This window comes from Gemella bergeri ATCC 700627 (genome assembly GCF_000469465.1).
In the GTDB taxonomy this organism is placed as follows: domain Bacteria; phylum Bacillota; class Bacilli; order Staphylococcales; family Gemellaceae; genus Gemella; species Gemella bergeri.
Genome location: NZ_KI271814.1, coordinates 13,382 through 36,748 on the forward strand (window position 1 = coordinate 13,382; position 23,367 = coordinate 36,748).

General features: G+C 30.7%; 25 protein-coding genes. 10 read left to right on the top strand and 15 right to left on the bottom strand.

Annotation, left to right across the window (positions count from 1 at the left end):
* Positions 1 to 7: 7 nt before the first annotated feature.
* The 4 genes from HMPREF1983_RS02170 to HMPREF1983_RS02185 form a co-directional block, all read right to left on the bottom strand.
* Positions 8 to 1,225 carry an ABC transporter permease gene (locus HMPREF1983_RS02170; RefSeq protein WP_021752650.1) on the bottom strand — a complete coding sequence of 406 codons (1,218 nt, stop codon included), beginning with the start codon at positions 1,223 to 1,225 and terminating at the stop codon, positions 8 to 10.
* The gene (locus tag HMPREF1983_RS02175) at positions 1,218 to 1,961 is read right to left on the bottom strand and encodes an ABC transporter ATP-binding protein (protein WP_021752651.1); all 744 of its coding nucleotides are present in this window, start codon (positions 1,959 to 1,961) and stop codon (positions 1,218 to 1,220) included. The genes HMPREF1983_RS02170 and HMPREF1983_RS02175 overlap by 8 nt, the downstream gene beginning before the upstream one ends.
* 3 nt (positions 1,962 to 1,964) lie before the next feature.
* A complete protein-coding gene (gene coaE / locus HMPREF1983_RS02180; protein WP_245576417.1) occupies positions 1,965 to 2,561 on the bottom strand; it encodes a dephospho-CoA kinase in 597 nt (198 codons plus the stop codon).
* A 213-nt stretch (positions 2,562 to 2,774) separates the two neighbouring features.
* Positions 2,775 to 4,220: an amino acid permease gene (locus tag HMPREF1983_RS02185; RefSeq protein WP_021752653.1), complete on the bottom strand. Its 1,446-nt coding sequence runs from the start codon at positions 4,218 to 4,220 to the stop codon at positions 2,775 to 2,777.
* A gap of 458 nt (positions 4,221 to 4,678) precedes the next feature.
* Between HMPREF1983_RS02185 and HMPREF1983_RS02190 the strand changes: the two genes are divergently transcribed.
* From HMPREF1983_RS02190 to HMPREF1983_RS02205, 4 genes are all read left to right on the top strand, one after another.
* Positions 4,679 to 5,806, top strand: a complete 1,128-nt coding sequence (locus HMPREF1983_RS02190; protein WP_021752654.1) for an acyl-CoA dehydrogenase family protein — start codon at positions 4,679 to 4,681, stop codon at positions 5,804 to 5,806.
* Between the two features lie 189 nt (positions 5,807 to 5,995).
* The gene (locus HMPREF1983_RS02195; protein ID WP_021752655.1) at positions 5,996 to 6,820 is read left to right on the top strand and encodes a phosphate/phosphite/phosphonate ABC transporter substrate-binding protein; all 825 of its coding nucleotides are present in this window, start codon (positions 5,996 to 5,998) and stop codon (positions 6,818 to 6,820) included.
* Positions 6,810 to 7,991 (top strand): cobalamin-independent methionine synthase II family protein, encoded by a 1,182-nt coding sequence (locus HMPREF1983_RS02200; RefSeq protein ID WP_021752656.1) that lies wholly within the window; start codon positions 6,810 to 6,812, stop codon positions 7,989 to 7,991. Before HMPREF1983_RS02195 ends, HMPREF1983_RS02200 begins: the two co-directional genes overlap by 11 nt.
* Positions 7,984 to 8,451 (top strand): OsmC family protein, encoded by a 468-nt coding sequence (locus HMPREF1983_RS02205; protein ID WP_021752657.1) that lies wholly within the window; start codon positions 7,984 to 7,986, stop codon positions 8,449 to 8,451. The genes HMPREF1983_RS02200 and HMPREF1983_RS02205 overlap by 8 nt, the downstream gene beginning before the upstream one ends.
* 37 nt (positions 8,452 to 8,488) lie before the next feature.
* On the opposite strand, the gene trxA is transcribed toward HMPREF1983_RS02205, so the two are convergent.
* The 3 genes from trxA to HMPREF1983_RS02220 all read right to left on the bottom strand — a co-directional run bounded on the left by trxA (position 8,489) and on the right by HMPREF1983_RS02220 (position 10,773).
* Positions 8,489 to 8,794 carry a thioredoxin gene (trxA, locus tag HMPREF1983_RS02210; protein ID WP_021752658.1) on the bottom strand — a complete coding sequence of 102 codons (306 nt, stop codon included), beginning with the start codon at positions 8,792 to 8,794 and terminating at the stop codon, positions 8,489 to 8,491.
* Positions 8,795 to 8,877: 83 nt separating this feature from the next.
* Positions 8,878 to 10,482 (bottom strand): chaperonin GroEL, encoded by a 1,605-nt coding sequence (gene groL / locus HMPREF1983_RS02215; RefSeq protein WP_021752659.1) that lies wholly within the window; start codon positions 10,480 to 10,482, stop codon positions 8,878 to 8,880.
* A 12-nt stretch (positions 10,483 to 10,494) separates the two neighbouring features.
* Positions 10,495 to 10,773 carry a GroES family chaperonin gene (locus tag HMPREF1983_RS02220; RefSeq protein WP_021752660.1) on the bottom strand — a complete coding sequence of 93 codons (279 nt, stop codon included), beginning with the start codon at positions 10,771 to 10,773 and terminating at the stop codon, positions 10,495 to 10,497.
* A 248-nt stretch (positions 10,774 to 11,021) separates the two neighbouring features.
* On the opposite strand from HMPREF1983_RS02220, the gene HMPREF1983_RS02225 reads away from it, so the two are divergent.
* Together HMPREF1983_RS02225 and glnA are read left to right on the top strand one after the other, a co-directional pair.
* Entirely contained in the window at positions 11,022 to 11,408 is a 387-nt protein-coding gene (locus HMPREF1983_RS02225) for a MerR family transcriptional regulator (RefSeq protein ID WP_021752661.1), read from the top strand.
* Between the two features lie 44 nt (positions 11,409 to 11,452).
* Positions 11,453 to 12,778 (top strand): type I glutamate--ammonia ligase, encoded by a 1,326-nt coding sequence (gene glnA / locus HMPREF1983_RS02230; RefSeq protein WP_021752662.1) that lies wholly within the window; start codon positions 11,453 to 11,455, stop codon positions 12,776 to 12,778.
* A gap of 166 nt (positions 12,779 to 12,944) precedes the next feature.
* Here glnA and fba read toward each other — a convergent pair whose 3' ends face one another.
* From fba to rpsB, 8 genes are all read right to left on the bottom strand, one after another.
* Positions 12,945 to 13,811, bottom strand: coding sequence for a class II fructose-1,6-bisphosphate aldolase (gene fba, locus HMPREF1983_RS02235; RefSeq protein WP_021752663.1), 867 nt, complete (start codon positions 13,809 to 13,811; stop codon positions 12,945 to 12,947).
* A 99-nt stretch (positions 13,812 to 13,910) separates the two neighbouring features.
* Entirely contained in the window at positions 13,911 to 14,810 is a 900-nt protein-coding gene (locus tag HMPREF1983_RS02240; RefSeq protein WP_021752664.1) for an RluA family pseudouridine synthase, read from the bottom strand.
* Positions 14,811 to 15,116: 306 nt separating this feature from the next.
* Complete coding sequence (locus HMPREF1983_RS02245; protein ID WP_021752665.1) at positions 15,117 to 15,362, bottom strand: YneF family protein; 246 nt, start codon at positions 15,360 to 15,362, stop codon at positions 15,117 to 15,119.
* 3 nt (positions 15,363 to 15,365) lie between these two features.
* Entirely contained in the window at positions 15,366 to 15,575 is a 210-nt protein-coding gene (locus HMPREF1983_RS02250) for a DUF896 domain-containing protein (protein WP_021752666.1), read from the bottom strand.
* Positions 15,576 to 15,577: 2 nt separating this feature from the next.
* Positions 15,578 to 16,135, bottom strand: a complete 558-nt coding sequence (gene frr / locus HMPREF1983_RS02255; RefSeq protein ID WP_021752667.1) for a ribosome recycling factor — start codon at positions 16,133 to 16,135, stop codon at positions 15,578 to 15,580.
* Between the two features lie 20 nt (positions 16,136 to 16,155).
* The gene (gene pyrH, locus HMPREF1983_RS02260) at positions 16,156 to 16,869 is read right to left on the bottom strand and encodes a UMP kinase (protein ID WP_021752668.1); all 714 of its coding nucleotides are present in this window, start codon (positions 16,867 to 16,869) and stop codon (positions 16,156 to 16,158) included.
* Positions 16,870 to 16,997: 128 nt separating this feature from the next.
* Positions 16,998 to 17,885, bottom strand: coding sequence for a translation elongation factor Ts (tsf, locus tag HMPREF1983_RS02265; RefSeq protein ID WP_021752669.1), 888 nt, complete (start codon positions 17,883 to 17,885; stop codon positions 16,998 to 17,000).
* A 45-nt stretch (positions 17,886 to 17,930) separates the two neighbouring features.
* Complete coding sequence (gene rpsB, locus HMPREF1983_RS02270) at positions 17,931 to 18,674, bottom strand: 30S ribosomal protein S2 (protein WP_021752670.1); 744 nt, start codon at positions 18,672 to 18,674, stop codon at positions 17,931 to 17,933.
* Between the two features lie 655 nt (positions 18,675 to 19,329).
* Between rpsB and HMPREF1983_RS02275 the strand changes: the two genes are divergently transcribed.
* From HMPREF1983_RS02275 to prmA, 4 genes are all read left to right on the top strand, one after another.
* Entirely contained in the window at positions 19,330 to 20,379 is a 1,050-nt protein-coding gene (locus HMPREF1983_RS02275) for a metal ABC transporter solute-binding protein, Zn/Mn family (RefSeq protein WP_021752671.1), read from the top strand.
* A gap of 152 nt (positions 20,380 to 20,531) precedes the next feature.
* A complete protein-coding gene (locus HMPREF1983_RS02280) occupies positions 20,532 to 21,242 on the top strand; it encodes a metal ABC transporter ATP-binding protein (RefSeq protein WP_021752672.1) in 711 nt (236 codons plus the stop codon).
* Positions 21,235 to 22,029, top strand: coding sequence for a metal ABC transporter permease (locus tag HMPREF1983_RS02285; RefSeq protein ID WP_021752673.1), 795 nt, complete (start codon positions 21,235 to 21,237; stop codon positions 22,027 to 22,029). The genes HMPREF1983_RS02280 and HMPREF1983_RS02285 overlap by 8 nt, the downstream gene beginning before the upstream one ends.
* A gap of 113 nt (positions 22,030 to 22,142) precedes the next feature.
* Entirely contained in the window at positions 22,143 to 23,078 is a 936-nt protein-coding gene (prmA, locus tag HMPREF1983_RS02290) for a 50S ribosomal protein L11 methyltransferase (protein WP_021752674.1), read from the top strand.
* The last annotated feature ends 289 nt before the right edge of the window (positions 23,079 to 23,367 follow it).

Here is a 23,367-nt window from a genome sequence, read left to right on the forward strand (position 1 = left end):
TCCTAAATTATTTCACCTTTACTATAAAAATTCTTGCTACTAAATTTGCCAGAATTAAAGCTACTATATTTATTATTACATTATTTATATTAATATTAGTTAATAATATTGATATTAATGTCAGTAATAATGTTGTCAACAACATAACAACAGTTAACAAATGTCTAAAACTATTTACTTTAATCTCTTCTTTTACCGGAAGTACATGACTCCAAATGCTATTATTTATTTTTTTATATAGGGGTACTAACTGGATTATTGTCAAATAGCTATATGATACGATTATTACCATTGATACATAACTGTTTTTTAAACTGTAAATAAACATTACTGCAACCAGCATTAATCTTAATGCTAAAAATATCGTATTTTCTTGTCTTAAAAATACTCGATAATAATAGTATTTAAAACTGTTTTCTACAGAGAAATTATCTTCTTTTAATTTTGGTAATAATATATCAAAATATTTTCGTCTGGCTACTTTTATATTATCCATCGGTACATCTACAAACATGTTTACGAATTTTAAATAATTTTCCTTACGTTGTTTATCGTAATCCGCCGCTCCGTACCAATTTATATTGGTATAAACCTTATTTGTTTTTATCATTACCATAACCATAATAATAAAAATTGTTATTACCATATAATCATAATAATTTTTATGTAATACCACTTTTAATAAAGATAATACCAAAATTAAATATTGAAGTACAGAACTCGTTATTTTCGGTTTGTTATAAACCGCTTCTCCCAACTTCATTCCATTAACAACAATAATTGCTAAAAATAAAATTGCTACATTTATAATTTGTAAGTTATTTTGAAATTCTCCTACCCTGTCGATAATAGGTTTAGTTCCAAAATAAAATATCACCGTAATTACCAAATGTCCTATTGTACTCATTGTTAAAGTATTTTTATATATTTTAACGTAGTATTTTTCGAGCGGAAGTAAGAAAACCGAATCCGCTTCTTTTATAAATGTTTTAGCTTTCGTAAAAGTAATCAGGTAGCTTAAAAGTAAAATTGCTATGATTAATACTGCCCTCATCTCAAATTTAGTAGCAACAGCTAACCATTTTGAGTAATTTATCATTACAGCCCCAAGCACGATAATAAGAAACATAATCAGGTGCGAATTAAATATGTACTTACTATATAATGCCCTTTTTTCTCGTTCTTTTTTTCTCCTATCATTGAAAATAGTCGTAATATCAGTCATTATTTCCTCTTACAGTTAAAGCCAAATATATTTCATCTAAAGACGCACCTTCCATTTTAAATTCCGCTCTTAATTTATCAAGATTTCCACTTGCCAATATTTTTCCCTCATGAATAATAACGAAGTTATCACAATATCTTTCTGCTGTTGCTAATATATGAGTAGACATCAAAATACTGGCACCTGAATCTTTCCTTTTACACATTAAATTAATTAAATCATTAATCGCAATCGGATCAAGACCTAAAAACGGTTCATCTATAATATAAAGACTAGGTTCTACTAAAAAGGCACATATAATCATTACCTTTTGCTTCATCCCTTTTGAAAAATGAACGGGGAAAAACTTTATTTTATCACTCAACTTAAATAATTCCAATAACTCATCAGCAACTTCCCAAGTATGCTTCATATCTAATCCATAAGCCATAGCAGTTAAGTTAATATGTTCTTCCAATGTGAGTTCATCGTACAGTACAGGAGATTCCGGAATGTAGGTAATGCTCTTTCTATAATTTTCATTATCACTTTCCATCGTAAGATTATTTACTCTTATCTCACCTTCCATAGCATTAAGAAGCCCTAATATATGTTTTATAGTTGTACTCTTACCTGCACCGTTTAAACCTATTAATGCTGTTATGCTTCCTTGGGGAATTTCTATATTAATATTTTCTATTACTTTCTTTCTATTATAACCTCCTGTCAGATTTTTTATCTCAAGTATATTTGTCATTAATTATCCGTCCCCTTTCAATAATTCTTCTATAATATTATCTACTTGTTTATAGGTGAATTCTAATGAATTACTGTTATTCACTATGTAATCACCTAGTTTCGCTTTTTCTTTTGAACTTAATTGACTGTTTATTCTTCTTAAAGCATTTTGTTTAGTTAAATTATTTCTCTTCATTAATCGTTTCAATTGAGTTTTCTCATCACAATAAACAACTATTGTTTTATCTACTAAATCGCTAAATTTTGCTTCGAAAAGCAATGCAACATCTATAAAAACTAATTTTTCTTTAGAATATTTTTTTTCAATTTTCCTTATTTCATTTTTTATTTTAGGATGTATTATTTCATTTAATTTCTCTAAGTTCTTGCTATTGCCAAATACTAAACTGCCAAGTTTTAAACGATTCACTCCATGAGTATCTAAAATTTGCTCACCAAAAATCTTAACAAGTTTTTCTACTACATCCTTACTATTTAATTTTTCATGACCGATTTTATCTGCATCAATAACAATATATCCAAGTTTTTTTAAATAATTTGAAACTGCACTTTTACCACAGGCAATACTTCCTGTAACTCCCACGTTCAAACAAATCATCTCCATTTATAAGAATTCAAGCAACTTAAATATAATTTTAACACATTAATTATTTAATATCTATAAAAAAATGAGAGTAGGACAAAAATTATAATTGCTAACCAATTTACTTTTAAACCTACTCCCATAAAATTTACCAAATTACTTTGCGTGTACTTATAACATTTTTACAAACCAGTAAATTCTTCTATATTATTTATAATCATTTAAAATCTATTTTTCATCACCAAATGGGTTAATATCCATTTCTTCTAATTTAACGTATTTTCTTTTTGTTACAAGTTTAAATCCAATATAAAGTAATAGACAAATAACCGGACAAACCAAATTATATGACATTTGTAAAAAACCACCGGTTAAATAATCCGCCACTAATTGTAATATTATTATTAAAATAAATACAGTTAGAGCAATATATGATCCTACCACACCTGTTTTTGCTGTATAAGGAAGAACATCTTCAGCCTTTTTCCCTTGCTTAATAATCGCTTTTCTTAGTCTTATTTGAGAAACGAGAGAAACAATCCAAATAAGCATAACAATAATTCCAACCATTGACAATAGCATATAATATCCACTTGGATTATAATGTTCAAACACAAAGCAAAGTATCATAAATACAGCAGAAAAAGTTAATGCTATTGACGGTGTTGAGTTTGAATTTAATTGCTTAAACATTTTAGGTCCATAATTGCTGGAACTTAATGAAAATAATTGTCGACTTGACACGTACATTCCTGAATTAGCAGCTGAAAGCACTGATGTTAAAATAACAATATTCATAACTACAGCCGCTACCGATAATCCAACATTTTGGAACACAATAGTAAATGGTGATGCTGTTACATTATTAGTATCCAACAGTCTAACATCATCTGCTGACACAATTGATGATATAATAAACATCGTTGCAATATAAAAAATTAAAATTCTCCAAAATACTTGCTTAACCGCTTTAGGCATAGTCTCTTTGGGATTGGGAGATTCTCCTGCCGTTACCGCTACAACCTCTGTTCCTCCAAATGAGAATGCCGCTGTAGAGAATACACCAAATAATCCTAAAAGTCCGGCTGAAGAAGTTTTTTCTCCGTTTTTAATAAAGGTAGAAATCCCTGCTTCTGAATTACCGGATATACCAAAAATAATTGCTGCTCCAACTATTAAGAAAACTACTACCGTTATTACTTTTATAATCGTTATCCAATATTCTACTTCTCCAAAAACTTTAACACTAACTAAGTTTAGTATATATAGTAATAACAAAAAGACAATACAAATAGAAAATGTAGAAAATTGTCTAAAATATTCCCAATAATGTAAAATTTTCGATAGTGTAATAATATCCACACTTGCCACTAAAATCCATAAAATCCAGTACAGCCAACCGATACCAAAGCCAAGTCCCGGGTCAATAAATCTAGTCGCATATGATCCAAATGAACCTGATACCGGATAAAATGTTGCTAATTCCCCTATTGAAGCCATTAAAAAATAAATAATTACTCCAATCAACGCATATGTAAATACCGCTCCGTAAGATCCGGCTTTACTGACTACCGCACCACTCGCCATAAATAGACCAGTTCCTATACAACCGCCTATGGCGATCATACTAATGTGTCTTGCTTGCAATTTTCTTTCCATTTTTGGATTTGTCATGCAACCACTTCCCCTCTTTATAATATCGTATTTTGTACTAGATTATACTACTATTTATTCAATATGTAAAGTATTTCTGCTTATTTTCTCTGATAATAAAAAATAATAATCTGATAATTCAAACTACTATTTATTTTTTGTATCATAGTTGACAAATCTTTTTAATTGATAACTAATCTCAATTAAGAAATATTTTTATGTTTTGAAATATAATTTTTATATAACGATATTTTAAATTTAGTTAACATAATTTTTATAGTTTTATTTAGTTTTTAATTTTCTCTACATTTTTATTAAAAAATTATTTTAAAACCTTTATTTTAAAAAGAAAAATTCAATCGTTTACAACCTTATTTTTTTTATATATAATGGTTTCTATAAGACATAGTTGACTTTTATTTTAATTATTTCTATATACATTCACTACTGTCTAATTAAATTTTAGGAGGGTTAAATATATGACAACATTTTACAATAAGGCAAGAGAGTTCGCTAAAAAATATATCGATCCTATTGCAAAAGAAATAGATGAAAAAGAAAGATTTCCTGAGGAAGTTTTTGAAGAACTGGGAAAAGCCGGCTATTTTAAACTGATGATTCCTGAAGAATTTGGCGGTTTAGGTAAAAACATGCAGGAACATGCCGATGCTTGTCGTGCTTTCGCAAAATCAAGTGCTACTGTAGGTCTTTGTTATATGATGCACAATGTTGCTTTAAATTGTATTCTTTCTTATGCTGATGAATCTTTAAAAGCTAAAATCTGTAAAGATGTCGTAGAAAATGAAAAATTCTTAGCATTGGCTTATAGTGAACTTGGTACCGGAACTCACTTCTATATCTCAGACTTAAAAACTGATTTCAAAGAAAATTCTGTTGTTTTCAATGGTGTAAAAAGTATGGTTACTTCTGCTTTACATGCATCTTATTACTTAGTTCTTGCTCCATCTGACGTAGAAGGAGGAATTGATAACTGGATAATTCCACTTAATACTGACGGATTAAACTTTAAACCTAATACTTGGCATGGCTTAGGTATGCGTGGTAACGTATCATGTCAAATGGCTATTGATAATGTAGAACTGGATAAATCTTGGCGTATTGGTAAAGCCGGTAGCGGTGTTGAACAAGTATTTACTATTGTTGCTACTTACTTTATTACCGGATTAGCGGCTGTTTATACAGGACTTTGTCAAGCTATTTTAGATGAAGCAGTTGAGCATACTACTAATAGAAAATATCCTGATGGTAAGTCTTTAAGCAATATTGAAACTGTTCAAATTCATCTTGCTAAGATCTATTCACAAACTAATGCTGCTGTCCTAGGAACAAATGAAGCCGTACGCAGTTTCTTAGCGGGGGAAGAAGATGCTCTTGCTAAAATTTTATCAGCACGTATTTTTGCTAGTGAAGCATCTATTGAATTGGCAAGAATTGGAATGCGTGTTGGTGGCGGTAAAGCCTATAACCGTATGGGTAATATGGAACGTTACCTAAGAGATTCATTTGCAAGTCACATTATGGCTCCAAGCGTTGACGTTCTTACACTTTGGTTAGGTAAGGCTATTACCGGTCAACAATTACCATAAAATAAATTAAAATATGGAGGATAAGGGAGTGAAGAGTTTTCTGCTCCCTTATGTGCTATCAATATATTGATAAAAATATCAAAAAACATGGTTAAGCAAATATTATATAAATATCCGTTGTTTATATTAATAGATTAATTACTTTTAATCAGCTTTATCCTAAAAATATAAAAATACGAGGTAAATTATATGTCTAAATTAAAAATAGGAGCAGTTATCTATGCTCCAAAAGTAACAGTTATTTGGGGAATTATCGCTAAATTTTTTGAAAATGAAAACTTTCCTATTGAACCTGTTTATTTTAAAGATTACAAAGAACAAGTTGATGCACTTATTAATGAAGAAATCGATGTTGCTTGGAATTCGCCACTTGCTTGGTTAGATGCACACCTTCGCACAAAAGGAAAAGCATTAGATGGTTCTATGCGTGATACTGACCGTGATAGACAATCATTTATCGTTGTAAAAAAAGATAGCGGTATAAATAGTTTAGCTGATCTTAAAGGTAAAACAATAGGCTTTGGTGCTACTGATTCTCCACAAGCACGTCTTATTCCAATAAACCATCTACATAAAAATGGTTTGGAATATTCAAAAGATTATATCGAAAAACGTTTTGATATTGGCGTAGGATTGCATGGAGATCATGTCGGCGGCGAATTAGATTCAGCAGTTGCACTAAAAAATGGTGAAGTAGATGCTACATGGATGCTTGACTTTAATTATCAAGCATGGACACTTGACGGAACACTTGATGAAAACCAATTTGTAATTTTAGATAAAACCGATTTCTTCGATCACTGTATTTTCTCAGGTCGTCCGGAACTGGATAAAGCACGTTTTGAAAAATTCCTTGAAGTTCTACACAAAATGGATTATAATAACCCGGAACATAAAGAAATGATGGATATGGAAGGATTAAAAGAATGGATTCCAGGTCGTACATCCGGTTTTAAACAATTAACAGAAGCAAATGAATACTTAGATTTCTTTGGTGAATTTCATGGAAAATAATTTTAGATCATTTACTACTTCGCTACTAGGGAGTATGCCCCGTAGCAAAAAATTACTTACCGCAAAAAGAAAATTTCTCAAGGGTAATTTATCACAGGAAGATTATAAAAAACTTTTAGATAAAGAAACTAAATTTTTTGTAGATTTACAAGAAAAAAATAACATTGATATTATTACCAGCGGTGAACTTGATCGTGATAACTATGTATCCTTTATCGCAAATAAATTAAATGGTGTCACAATGATGAGTATGGCTGACATGTTTGACTATATTGATGATAAACAAGCATTCGAGCAAATATTAGAAACTCTTGATGTCCCTGCTATTAGTATTAAAAATGCTATTTGTACCGGAAAAGTCAGTTATAACAAACCGTTAGTTGCTGATGAAATTAAATATTTAAGAAAATTCACAACCTCACCGTTAAAAGCAACACTCCCCGGACCATACTTAATAACACGTTCTATGTGGCTACCGGCATTATCAAAACAATATTATAACAACAAAGAGCATCTGGGAGAAGATATTATAAATATTCTAAAAAAAGAAATCGATGAACTTGTGCTACAAGGTGTTGAAATTGTTCAATTTGATGAACCGGTATTAACCGAAGTAGTTTTTACCGAGGGGAAAACACGCTCTTTTATGTGTGCTGCATTATCTGAAAAAAAAGATCCAACTCAAGAACTTGAATTTGCTACTCATTTAATCAAAAATGTTGTTTCTTACGCAAAAGAAAGAGGAATTTTAGTATCTTTACATGTTTGTCGCGGAAACTGGAGTCGTAATGAAAGTATTTTGCTAACCGGACCATATACACCCCTACTACCATTATTTGAAAAAGTTTTACCTAATATACTTACACTAGAATTTTCTACACCACGTGCAGGGGAATTATCTTCATTGCTTGAAAGTAAAATAATTAAAGAAAACTGCATACTAGGATTAGGCGTTATGAATCCAAGAACAGATGTAATAGAATCTTTAGAATCTATTGTTACCAGAGTAGAAGAAGCGTTAAAATTTCTCCCGAAAGAGAAAATTTGGTTAAATCCTGATTGCGGTTTTGCAACATTTGCTAACAGACCGGTTAGTACTGTTAACATTATTGATAAAAAACTAGCACGCCTAAGCGAAGCTAGTAAATACTTAAGGTCTCACTATGAATAGTATCTACGAATCTCATAATTATGACATTTCTTTTCGTGGTGTTTTGTCTGAGAATAAAGTTCTAAAACTTTTCACAAATAATGATTGCATAGAAGTTAGTAGTGAAATAGATTTTGATATTAATGCAGATTATAAAAGTAGCTTAAATTATTTTGCAAGTGCCACTTTAGGCGGAATAATACATAGTATTGTTAATCAAAGTAAACATGAAAATTTTGAAATTGAGGAAATTGAGGGGAAAATTCACTTTATATTAAAAAATCCCCTAACACTTCTAGGGGTTAAAGGATATAATGAAGAGCCGAAAATAGATACATGTAAAATTATAATTTATTTATATGCTGATATAGAAGATAACGAATTAATAGAATTTTGTAATAATGCTTTAAAACGTTCATTTATTTATAATACTTTAAAATCTTCCATTGATATAAATATAGAATTTATTCCTATAGTATAAAAGAGTGAGCAATTTTGCTCACCCTTTTTAATTTATATTAATATTTTGATAGAAAGTCTTTTAATGCTTCTTTTGGTAAATATCCAGATTTTTCTGCCAATACTTCTCCATTTTTCATGATAAGTAATGTTGGAATTGACATTACACCATATTCTGAAGCAGCTTCTTGATTTTCATCTACATTAAGTTTATAGAATTCAATATTAGTTAGTTCATTAGATACTTCTTCTAATACGGGTGCTAACATTTTACATGGTCCACACCATGGTGCCCAAAAATCAAATAGTTTTACACTATCAGTTTTTGATAATTCATAAAATTCTTTATCTGTAATTTCTCTCATTGTTTTCTATCTCCTTTTATATTATTGAATATATATTATAATATTATTTGACGTTATTCAACTATTTTGTTTTGAAAAATTTTCTACATCATCGGCATTTGTGGTGCTTGTGGTTCATCTTTTGTTATATCCGCTACAACAGCCTCTGTTGACAAGAATAAACTTGAAACACTCGCTGCATTTTGCAAAGCAGAACGTGTCACTTTTGTCGGGTCCACTATTCCTGATTCAATCATATTCACCCATTCACCGGTAGCAGCATTATATCCAATTCCGATTTCCACTTCTTTTAATTTTGCGACGATAACACTACCTTCAAGTCCTGCATTTTCCGCTATTTGACGAACGGGTGCTTCCAATGATTTTTTAATAATATTAATACCCGTTAATTCATCACCAACAGCATCTAATTTTTCTACTTCTGAAATAACTTGTACCAAAGCTGTTCCACCGCCGGAAACTATTCCTTCTTCTACTGCAGCGCGCGTCGAATTTAAAGCATCTTCTATACGTAATTTACGTTCTTTTAATTCTGTTTCAGTAGCTGCTCCTACTTTTATTACAGCTACTCCACCGGATAATTTTGCCAAACGTTCTTGTAATTTTTCACGGTCAAACTCCGATGTAGATTCTTTATACAACCCTTTTATTTGTAATATACGTGCTTCGATATTTTCTTTAGAACCTTTACCATCAACAATAACAGTATTGTCCTTTGTCACTCTTACTTTATTTGCATTACCCAGCATTGTAATATTAGCATCTTTTAACTCCAAACCTAAGTCTTCTGTTATCAATGTTGCTCCTGTTAAAATAGCAATATCTTCTAAGACAGCTTTTCTTCTTTCGCCGAAGCCCGGTGCTTTCACTGCGACAACATTAAATGTTCCGCGCAACTTATTCACTACTAATGTTGCGCTGGCTTCTTGCTCTACATCATCTGCAATAATCAATAGCGGTTTAGCAGCCGAAACTACTTCTTCTAATACCGGTAATATTTCTTGTACTGCGTGAATTTTTCTATCAGTTACCAAAATGTAAGGATTATCTAAATCTGCAATCATTTTTTCAGTATCACTTACCATATATGGAGATATGTACCCACGATCAAACTGCATCCCCTCTACTACTTCCAACGTTGTTTCTAAACCTTGCGATTCTTCTATTGTAATTACACCATCATTACCAACTTTTTCCATAGCTTCCGAAATAAATTTACCCACCTCAACATCAGCAGCTGAAATAGCACCAACTTGTGCAATTTTATCTTTTGAATCAACAGTCACACTAATGTCTTTTAATTTTTCTACTGCAACTTTAACAGCACGTTCCATACCTTTTCTTATTCCGATAGGATTAGCTCCACTAGTCACATTTTTAAGTCCCTCCGTAATCATAGCTTGTGCTAAAATTGTTGCTGTTGTTGTTCCGTCACCAGCAATTTCATTTGTTTTATTAGCAACTTCCGCCACGAGTTTTGCTCCCATATTTTCGTATGGATCCTCCAACTCAATTTCCTTTGCAATTGATACTCCGTCATTGGTGATAAGTGGTGAGCCGAATTTTTTGTCCAATACAACATTGCGCCCTTTAGGACCTAATGTTATTTTTACTGCATTAGCTAATTTATCAACACCACGTTTCATTGATTGACGTGCATCTTCTGAAAATTTTATCTCTTTGGTCATATTTATACCTCCTTAATCTTCCAATACTGCTAATATTTCTTCTTCATTTACAATATAATAAATTTCATTTTTATGTGTTATCTTTTTATAAACATCTGAAAAAACTACAACACTTCCGGTTGTTAATTCACCTTCATTGACCGCTGATAATAAACAACTCTCTCCAAGGGCTACCACTTCTCCAATATTTGATTCATCAGCACCTGTTGATGATAAAACGATTCCACTGGTAGTTTCTTGTTCTTGTTCAATTTTTTTCAATAATACATTATCAAATAATGGTTTAATCATATAAATCTCCTTTAATTAACTATTTTATTTTTATAATAAACTATACCATATATCATAAATCAAAAGTCAAAAAAAGTCAAATATTGAGTATTATCACTTAATAATAATATTAATAGTTGTTATCTAAAATTTATATCTTACTTAAACTATGTTAGAAAATATAACATATACTTTCTTTATTACTTGTTTTCTGTTATATTAATAACGTAAGAAAAATATTTCACTACATTAAAAGAGAGGTGTTCTTAGTGGGTTTTAAAGAATTTCAGAAAAATCTTCCAGTTTTTTCCATTAGTGTTGTAACTAAAATAACACAACTTAGCGCTAGACAAATTCGCTACTATGAAGAAAAGAAATTATTTACACCTAAACGAACTGAAGGAAATACTAGATTATTTTCGCTTAATGATATAGATAAGCTGCTGACTATTAAAGACTTACTTACAAAAGGCTTTAATTTAAAAGCTATTGATGAAATACTTAACGAAAAAGAAGTCTCTAGTCAAACAAATAAAATTCGTCAAATTATCCACAACGATATTTTCGCAGGTCCTAACGGACTTTCTCGTGAAGAACGTTCTATCGGTCGTGGTGATTTATCAAGATTCTACAATAATAAAAAAAATAAATTTTAACAATTTCGTTAAATTTTATCACATAAAACGAGAAGGAGAATACAATGACGAGAGATGAGATACTAAAAAAAATAAAAGAAGAAAATGTAAAATACATTAGACTTCAATTTACGGATATTACCGGAACTATTAAAAATGTAGAAGTACCTGTTAGTCAAATAAATAAAGTATTAGATAATAAAATGATGTTTGACGGTTCTTCTATAGAAGGCTTTGTTAGAATAGAAGAAAGCGATATGTATCTATACCCAGATCTTGATACTTTTTTAGTATTTTCATGGGATAGTGAATATGGAAAAGTAGCAAGATTTATTTGTGATGTACATACTGTTGACGGAAAACCTTTTGCAGGTGACCCACGAGGTAATTTAAAAAAATTATTAATTAAAATGAAAAAATTAGGGTTCGATACTTTAAACCTTGGTCCTGAACCGGAATTTTTCTTATTTAGATTGAAAGAAGATGGTGAACCAAGTATTGATTTGAATGACAACGGCGGTTACTTTGATCTTGCACCCATTGATCTTGGAGAAAATGTTCGTCGCGACATAGTTCTTGAACTTGAGCGTTTAGGCTTTGATATTGAAGCCAGCCATCATGAGGTTGCACCGGGGCAACATGAAATTGATTTTAAATACGATAATGTAATTTCCGCTTGTGATAATATTCAAACATTTAAACTCATTGTCAAAACAATAGCAAGAAAACATGGATTACATGCGACTTTTATGCCAAAACCCATTTTTGGCATTAACGGATCAGGAATGCACTGCAATGTTTCATTATTTAACAATGGGGAAAATAGCTTTTACGATAAAGATAGCGAAAATGGTCTGTCAAAAATCGCCTATAATTTTATAGCCGGAGTGCTTAAACACGCCCGCAGTTTTACGGCTATTTGTAATCCTACTGTTAACTCTTACAAACGTTTAGTTCCCGGCTATGAAGCACCATGTTATGTCGCTTGGTCTACCTCTAATCGTTCACCACTAGTGAGAGTTCCGGCTTCACGAGAACAATCTACTCGTATTGAGATTCGTTCTGTTGATCCGGCGGCTAATCCTTATTTGGCAATGACTGCAATTCTTGCAGCAGGACTTGATGGGATTGAAAACAATTTACTACCGGTTGATGAGGTAAGAAGTAATATTTACACTATGACTCGTAATGAAAGAATTAGCAATGGTATTAATGAGTTACCTTCTACACTTTATACGGCTTTAAAAGAACTAAACTCATCTCCTGCTATGAAAGTCGCATTAGGCGATCACATATTTTATAATTTTATTGAAGCTAAATCTATTGAATGGGATTCATTTAGAACCCAAGTTACAGACTGGGAATTAGATCAATACCTTAAAAATTGCTAATATTAAATTTGGTAGCCCTCATAATAAATAATTTTAATGAGATTTTTTGGTTGTATATCAACAAAAAATCTCATTATTTTTTAAAATATTGACAAAAAAGGGATTGCAGATCTAAAATCTACAATCTCTTTTATCAATCCTAAATTTTATAGAACCAGTTTTTTATTTATGCTTTATTTCTTGAACCGAAAATATCGATTTTTTCATGAACCATGGCTTTGATTGCCTCAAATCCAGGATTTAATAATTTACGTGGATCAAATCCTTTTCCTGCAAGGTCTTTTCCGGCTTCAATATATTCTCTAGTTGCTGCGGCAAACGCTAATTGACATTCAGTATTAACATTAACTTTAGCTACTCCTAGAGAAATTGCTTTTTGAATTTGATCAGTTGGAATACCTGAACCACCATGTAATACTAATGGAATACCACCGGTTACATTAGAAATTTTTTCCAATGTTTCAAAACTCAAACCTGCCCAATTTTCCGGATATTTACCATGAATATTACCAATTCCAGCTGCTAAGAAATCTATTCCTAACTCTGCCATTATTTTACATTCTTGTGGATCTGCTAATTCACCGGCACCGATAACACCATCTTCTTCTCCACCGATTGAACCAACTTCACATTCGATAGATAAACCTTTACCATGTGCTAATGCAATCATTTCTTTAGATTTTTCAATATTTTCATCAAATGGATAGTGAGATCCATCAAACATTACTGAACTAAATCCAGCTTCAATAGCCGCTTTAGTTCCTTCATATGAACCATGGTCAAGGTGCAACGCCACCGGTACGGTAATATTTAAAGCTTCAACCATCGCATCAACCATTGCTGCTACTGTTTTAAAACCTGTCATATATTTTGCAGCGCCTTCACTCACTCCTAAGATTACTGGACTTTTTGCCTCTTCACAAGCTAACAAAATAGCTTTAGTCCATTCCAGATTATTAATATTAAAATGCCCTACTGCATATCCTTCTTTTCTCGCTTTCACAAGCATATCTTTTGCCGGTACTAATACCATGTTATTTTTCCTCCTTGAATAACTACTTACTTCTTATATCATACTACAATTTAAGAAAAAAATAAACCTTTTTTCTCTAAGTTTTTTCAATTGTGTGTATTATTTATCTAATTTATCCATAATATCTAGTAAATATTCAGGTATTTCCGTCTCAAAATGTAGATTTTTATTTGTAATAGGGTGGATAAATTCAATACTTTTGGAATGAAGTGCTTGCCCATTTGTATTTAATGTTTTACGTGGTCCATATACTAAGTCACCTACTAACGGATGATTAATATATTTCATATGTACTCTAATTTGATGCGTTCTTCCCGTTTCCAACTCACATTCAACAAGTGTATAATTTTCAAATCTGTCAATTACTTTAAAATGTGTTATTGATGGCTTACCTTCATCTATAACAGCCATTTCTTTTCGATCTTTTGGATTTCTTGCGATCGGAGCATCTATTGTCCCATAATCATGTTTAATACTGCCATGAACTAACGCGTAATATTTTCTTTTAATTTCTTTATTAGCTATCATTTCCGATAACTTCACATGTGCTTTATCATTTTTGGCTACTACCAACAAACCTGAAGTATCTTTATCAATTCTATGAACAATTCCAGGTCTTACAGTTCCGTTAATACTTGATAATTCACTATGAAATAATAGAGCATTAACTAATGTTCCGTCTTTATGTCCGGGTGACGGGTGAACAACCATACCTTTAGCTTTATTTACTATAATTAAATCATTATCTTCATAAACAATATCTATTGGAATATTTTGTTTTACTACATTTAACTCTTCAGGTTCTTTATAATCAACTGTAATTACATTACCGTTTTTTAATTTAAAATTTGTTTTAATAGGTTTACCATCTACCTTTATATATCCATCCACTATCAAATTTTGAATATTTGTTCTTGATACATCAATTAACTCTTGTTGTAGAAATTTATCAATACGTTCACTCTTATCGGAATTATAAATTATCTTCTTCTGTTCCATTACTACCTCCTTGCTATTTCACTATATTATATTAACTAAAAATATAGCAATTGTAAACTAATAAGCTGAAAATAATAAACAGTTAAATATTTAAGAAGTAACCACATTATCACATCTATTATTACAGTATTACTAATCGTTTTAACTAAACTTCTTAAACCCGATAACAAAAAATTAACATTAAAGAAACTACTCTAATTTCAATAATTTTATAAATTAAAAATAATATTTAAATTATATATAATACTAATACAACCATAAAAAATAGATGTCAATATATTAATACTGCATCTATTTTTCTAATTATTATTTTTTGGCTTGTTTTCTAGCTTGTTGCTGAGCTTTTTGCATATTACTCATTACCTGATTTATTTTTTTACGTGATGGTTTTTGACCCATTTGACTCATCATAGCCATCACCATATCTTCATTAATTTGAGGATTTTTCTCCATGTAATTCATAAAGTTACGTCTTGCTAGGAAGAAACCTCCTACAACACCTAGTAGTAAACATACAGCCCCTACTAAAATTATAATTGTTGTTGTATTCATGCCTTATTTTCCTTTCTTTTTCGGAGTAATATCTTCTCCGTTTTCATTTATAACTCTTGTATTATCTAATATATTTCTCATATTAGCTTTAAAATTTTTTAAATATAACTGTCTATATTTTGCAAGTTCTTCTAACTCATCAGTCGTTAATTCTCGTTCTTTTTTTATAGCATTAAGTGAATTAATATTTGTAATAATTTCTGCCATTTCCATAATTATACACTCATCAATTCATCTTGTTTTTCTTTTGTAATTTTGTCAATTTCTGCAACAAATTTATCAGTTTGTTTTTGAATATCATCTGAATAACTTTTTAAATCATCTTCTGTAATCTGAGATGTTTTTTCCAGTTTTTTCATTGCATCCATTGCATCACGTCGAACATTACGAACGGCTACTTTTGCTCCTTCCGATTCTTTTCCAACTTGTTTTGAAAGTTCTTTACGTCGCTCTTCAGTCAATGCCGGAAAGACAATACGAATAACAGAACCATCATTAGCCGGATTTAATCCCAAATCAGATGCTTGAATTGCTTTTTCAATTGCTCCTAATAATGTTTTTTCATATGGAGAAATTACTAACATTTTAGGTTCCGGAACCGAAATACCTGCTACTTGATTAATTGGAGTCGGTACACCATAATACTCAACGCTCAATCTATCTAAAACAGATGCACTAGCTTTTCCGGCTCTAATAGATGCTAATTCTCGTCTTAAACTAGCTATCGCTTTTTCCATTTTTTCTTCTAAGTTAATCATAATTTGCTCAGGCATAAATTTGTATACTCCTATTCTTATTTGATTATTGTTCCTAAATTATCCTCTGAAACAACTCTTACAATATTATCTGCGTCATCAATAGAAAAGACTATAATTGGTAAATGGTTATCCATACAAAATGAGATTGCAGTCGAATCCATTATAGTCAACCCTTTTTGTATAATATCAATATATGATAATTTATCATACTTGGTTGCACTACTATCTATCTTAGGATCAGCAGTATATACACCGTCGACACCGTTTTTACCCATTAAAATAGCTTCCGCTCCGATTTCTTTTGCTCTTAGTGCAGCAGTTGTATCTGTTGAAAAATATGGATTTCCAATCCCGGCTGCAAAAATTACAACTCTTCCTTTTTCAAGATGTCTTATTGCTCTTCTTCTTATATAAGGTTCTGCCATTGCTTTCATTTCAACAGATGTTAACACACGTACATCAACATCTTTTTGTTCTAATGAATCTTGTAATGCTAAAGAATTCATTACAGTTGCCAACATTCCCATAGAATCAGCGGTGGCACGCTCCATTCCCAGCTCTTCACCGGTTTTCCCACGCCAGATATTTCCACCACCTACAACAATGGCAACCTCTACCCCACGTTTTACAACTTCTACGATTTGTGATGTTATTTTATTTACAACACTGGAATCTATTCCAAATCCTTTTCCGCCGGCTAATGCTTCACCACTAAGTTTAAATAAAACTCTTTTATATTTAGTAGCCATTTTTATCCTCCTAAAAACATCAGATAATATATTAATTTTTAAATACTATTAACAACTTTTTAAAAAAGCACACACCAAGCAGTGTGTGCTTGACCTCTTTTAATAATTAACTATATTAAAGAGAACTTTTATTTACTAGCATTAACTTGGCTCATTACTTCTTCAGCAAAGTTATCTTCTCTTTTCTCGATACCTTCTCCTACTTCATAACGAACAAATTTAGTTAATTTACCACCTTTAGATGCCACAAATTTTTCAACAGTAAAGCTGTCGTCTTTAACAAATTTTTGTTTAACAACCGTAATTTCTTCTAAGAATTTGTTAATTCTGCCGGCAATCATTTTTTCAACGATATTAGCCGGTTTTCCTTCGTTTAATGCTTGTTCGGTTAATACTTTTTTCTCGTGTTCAAGTACATCCGCAGGGACTTCACTTTCGTCTAAATATCTTGGTGCTAAAGCGGCGATATGCATCGCTACATCTTTAGCGGCTGTTTCATCCGTACTACCTTCAACAAGTGTAAGAACTCCGATTTTCCCACCCATATGAGAATATGCTCCAAACACATCTGCATCAGTTTTAGTTACTACTTCAAAACGTCTTAATGAAAGTTTTTCACCAATTGTCGCAATACCTTCGTTAATAACCGCTTCTACAGTTCCACCTTGTGCTTCTACCTTTAATGCCTCTTCTAAATTTTTTGGTTCAGCTGTCAAAATTGCATCTACAACATTTTTAACTAATGCTACAAATTTTTCATTTTTAGCAACAAAGTCAGTTTCTGAATTGATTTCTAAAATAACCGCTTTGTTTCCTTTTACTTCAATATAAGATAGTCCTTCTGCTGCGATACGATCAGCTTTTTTTGCTGCTTTAGCAATACCGTTTTCTCTTAAATAGTCAATCGCTTTTTCAACATCACCATCAGTTTGTTGTAATGCTTTTTTACAATCCATCATACCAGCACCGGTACGTTCTCTTAATTCTTTTACTAAACTAGCTGTAATAGTTGCCATTTTTATGAGCGCCTCCGTTATTTTTTAATTATTTTATTCTTAAAATTATTCTTCTGTTGCTTCTACTTCTTCAACTTCAACGAATGCTTCTTCAGTTTCTTCAATATTACCTTCGTTATAAGCTACGAAAGCATCTGCCATTTTAGATGTTAACAATTTAACTGCACGAATAGCATCGTCGTTTGCAGGAATTACATAATCCACATCATCCGGATCACAGTTTGTATCAACGATACCGACTACAGGAATACCTAATTTTTTAGCTTCTGCTATTGCGTTGTGTTCTTTTTTAGGATCAACAACAAATAACGCATCCGGCATACCTTTCATTTCTCTAATTCCACCTAAGAATTTATTTAGTTTATCATATTCTTTTCTTAATTCAATAACTTCTTTTTTAGGAAGAACTTCAAATACTCCATTAGCTTCCATTTTTTCAATTTCAGCGATTCTATCAATACGTCCTTTAATTGTTTTATAGTTAGTCAAAGTTCCACCTAACCAACGGTGATTGATGTAGTATTGTCCGCTTCTTTCAGCTTCTTCTTTAATTGCATCTTGTGCTTGTTTTTTAGTACCTACAAACAGCATTTTACCGCCTTGATCAGCAATTGATTTTACAAATTCATATGCTTCATCAACTTTTTTTACTGTTTTTTGTAAGTCGATAATGTAGATACCGTTTCTTTCTGTGAAAATGTATTTATCCATTTTAGGATTCCATCTTCTTGTTTGGTGACCGAAGTGTACCCCAGCCTCTAATAATTGTTTCATTGAAATAACTGCCATAAGTTATTTTCCTCCTTGGTTTTTCCTCCGATATTCTCAAAGCTTACTGCAAACATTTCTGCACCGAGCAGCTACTCAAATACCGTGTGTTTTATTTTTGTTGAATTTTTACTCAACTTTATTAATTATATAGTATTGTCAATTAAAAATCAAGCATAATTACACTTTTTACATGATAAAATCAAAAAAAAACATTCTACTTATTAATAACAATTATAGTTCCTACTTCAACATCTCTATAAACTACTTTGCTTTTAATTTTAATACTTATAATTTTCCACCTGTAATAATACAATTATCTCCCATATATAATTTAGGAATAAAAAACTATTTTCATCGTACAGTTGACACTATGTCTTCTAACATATTCTGTAAAATAAACTACCTTTTTTGTTTTAACTAAATTTTCTTTATTTATAAAACGGCTTACCTTTTTCCTATATTCTGTAATTAATTATTCTATACATTTATTATTGAGTGTTTTTCTTTACTATGGTATTGTCTTATCTTTCAGCATTATCTTATTAATACACATTTTTTCATTATTTTTGCTTTTAATCAAAATAATTTCGATTTATCTGTTGATTTTTTAATTCTTCTGTATTATAATCTATTAGAACGTAATGATTACGAAATAAAGGAGATGTATTAAAAAATGAATAAATTAATAAAATTATTTTCTATTGTAGCAGCATTCTCGCTTATACTTGTAGGATGTGCTAATAAAACTAATTCAAACAGTTCTAATTCCGGTGAAAAAACAAAAATAGTAACTTCTGTTAACTTTTATGCAGAAATTGCTAAAAATATAGCAGGAGATAAAGCAGAAGTTTCTTCTATTATCAGTTCCGCTTCAGTTGATCCGCACGATTTTGAACCAACTGCACAAGATGCTAAAAAAGTGGCTGACGCTAAAATTGCTATTCTTAATGGTGGTGGTTATGATTCTTGGTTCGAAAAACTTACCGATAATAACAAAGATATTAAAAAAGTTGACGGTGCAAAATTGTTAGGTCTTAAAGACGGTGACAATGAACACATCTGGTACAATCCGGAAGTAATGGCAAAAGTTGCTGATGAACTAACAAAAATATTGGTAGATAAAGATTCAAAAAATAAAGATTTCTACGAAAAAAATAGAGATACTTACAAAAAAGAATTATCAAAAATAACAGATAAAATCAATTCTTTAAAAGAAAAAGCGAATGGCAAATATGTTCTAACTACAGAACCGGTATTCGACTACTCTGTTAATAGTTTGGGATTAAAAGTTTCAGATGAAGTTAAAAAACTTGCTAAAGCTACTGAAGAAGGTAATGATCCTTCACCAAAAGATTTGAAAGCTATCCAAGAACAAATTAAATCTAAAAAGATTTCTTTAATTATTAATAATACTCAAACTACCAACAAAACTGTTGAAGGATTAATTAATCTTGCAGAAGAAAATAATATTCCTATTCTTAATGTGACAGAAACTCAACCTGATGGGAAAACTTATATCAAGTGGATGTTAGATCAATATAATAAACTTGAAGAAATTTTAAATGGTGGTAAAGGTGAAAAAGCGTATCATGTAGAAGGTGCTGAAGAAGGTCACTCTCATAACCACGAAGGACATAGTCATTCTCATGAAGGGCATAATCATGACCATCACGATCACAATGATCATGATGACGACGACCACAAAGATGAAAAGAAAAATTAATTATTCACAAAGTTTAGATATGTAGTATAATATAGAGAAGAGATTGTAAATCGTATCTCTTCTTTTTTACTTATATAACTTCAAAAAATAAATATTAATTATTTTAAAATAAATTTATATTAAAAAATACACAATAAATTATAGGAGGTTTTATGACAGAACTCAATATTAATAAACTCTCTTACTCTATTGGAGAGAAAAAAATTTTAAACAACCTTTCTTTTAAGTGTAACTCCGGTGAAGTTGTCGCTATTGTCGGAAAAAACGGCGTTGGAAAAACTACACTTCTTAATAATATTTTGGAAAAACTTAACAAAGATACCAGTATAAAATTAATTGGCGAAAATGCAACAATCGGTTATGTTCCACAATTTAGACAAATTGATGAAGAGTTACCTCTTTCCGTTGAAGATTTTGTTTCACTACCTTTACAACAAAAATTTTTTCCATGGTTAAACAATAAAGAAAAGAAAAAAATTGAAACTGCACTATCTTTAACTAATTCACTTTCAAAAAGGCACAATTCTATAGGACGATTATCCGGCGGTGAAAAACAACGTGTTTTTTTAGCACAAGCTCTTATTAATAAACCTAATTTATTGCTCCTTGATGAGTTTACTTCTAATTTGGATAAACAAAGTGAAATCGAATGTATGACACTGGTAAAAAATATTACAAAACAAGAAAATATTATAACCCTTTGTATTACTCATGAACTTTCTTTGATAGATGAAAAATATGTTGATAAAATCCTTTATCTTTCTGAAGAAAGCTATAAATTTATGGATATTAAAGATTATAATAAAGAACAACATTCACTTAGAATATGTAAACATTACGTAGGAGGTGAAAATCATGTTTAATTACGATTTTATGCAAAATGCTTTTATTGCCGGAACAATTGTTGCGATAATGGCGGGGTATATCGGTGTTTTTGTTATGGCTCGAAATATGTCATTTATATCACATACCCTTTCTCATGTCGGATTTGCCGGTGCGGCTTTTGCAGTATTCTTAGGTATAAACCCTATCTACGGCTTACTTATCTTTACAATTACAATGTCATATCTTGTTGGTCATCTCAGCGTTAAAGCATTTCGACGTGAGGCAACGGTTAGTGTTATGCTTGGAATTTTTCTTGGTTTAGGGTTACTTTTCTTATCATTAACACCCAAAAGTACCAGTTACGTTAACAGTATTCTGTTCGGTAGTGTAGTTTCAATTACTCGCTCTGATGTAAAACTTATTTTTTCATTAGCTATTGCAGTAATAATACTATTATCACTGTTCTACAGAACAATAAAATTCGATTCATTTGATGCCGTTGGTGCTAATGCACTAGGGCTTAATGGGAAATTTATTTCTATTTTCTTCTTAGTTCTCTTATCAATTGCAACTAGCGTTACTGTTCCTGTGGTCGGAGCATTATTGATGTTTGTTCTTCTTACAGTCCCTGCCAGTGCAGCAAGATATGTCACTAACAAAGTCGGGAAAATGATATTTATCTCCATTATTTTCGCCCTAAGTGGAACTTGGCTCGGCATAACATTATCATACTACACTTCCCTACCGGTTACTTTTTTTATCGCAAGTATTGAAGCACTTTTTTACTTTTTAAGTTTAGGATATTATAATTTTAAAAAAAAATAATATAATAAATTCTATTATTTCATGTGATTTAATAGGATTTTTCTTTTTTAATTGCATGTTACAAAAAAATATTATAAGATGATTAAAGTAATAAATCATAAAAGAGGTACAACATGAAAAATTGGGTTGAAATTACAATTCACACTACTAATGAAGCAAGTGAAATAATTGAATCGATTCTGTTAGATTATGGTTCTACCGGAGTTGCCATTGAAGATCCCACTACTTTAGAAGAAAATTTACACGATGATTTCGGTACTATTGTTGAATTAAATCCAACAGATTATCCTGATGTTGGTATTATTATTAAAGGTTATATAAATGAACTGAATTTTGACAACAAGTCCTTTAACAATTTAAAAAATGAATTAATTAACCTCGGGAAAAACATTAATATCGGTAAATTTTTTGAGATTGAAACTGCTATTATCAAGGATAGCGATTGGGAAAATTCATGGAAAGACTATTTCGACATACTAAATATTGGAGAAAAATTTGTTATTGTTCCTACATGGAAAGAATATCAAAATACAGAAAATAAATATATAATAAACATTGATCCCGGTATGGCGTTTGGAACCGGTAGTCATGAAACTACTTCACTTTGTATTAAAAATCTTGAAAAATATGTTAATAAACATGATAACGTTATTGACGTTGGTACAGGAAGCGGAATACTTAGTATTGCTACAAGTTATCTAACTGATGGTAATATTAAAGCTGTTGATCTTGATAAACTTGCCGTTGATGTCGCCAAAGAAAATTTCACTTTAAATAATCTTGAAAAACGTATTAAAGTAGAACAGGCAAGTCTTCTTACAGAAGAAAGCAGTAAATACAATATCATAGTCGCAAATATACTTGCTCATATCATAGAACTTATGATTGATGATGCTTATAATCTTCTTGAAGACAATGGTTACTTTATTACTTCCGGTATTATTCAAGAAAAAAAAGATGAATTATTAGAAAAAATGATTGCTAAAAGATTTAAACTAGTAGAAGAAATTTCTGAAAATGACTGGTATTCATTAGTTTTCACAAAATAATTTATATCTAGCAAAATTTATTTTATCAAAAATATTTCCTGTTGGCTATAACAAATTTGAAATTATATTTTATAACAAGAACAACTTTCCTATATTTAACACCCTTTCTAAAAATTTAGATAAGTTTTTAGAAAGGGTGTTTAGCATTAACAATAATAATTTAAAATATAAATGAAACAAAAAAAGAAAACCTTTACAAAATTGATTTTAAAATATAATATAACCTCAATATGATAAAGTGAATATTTATTCACATCTATATAAGATAATATTTATTTTTATTCATTTA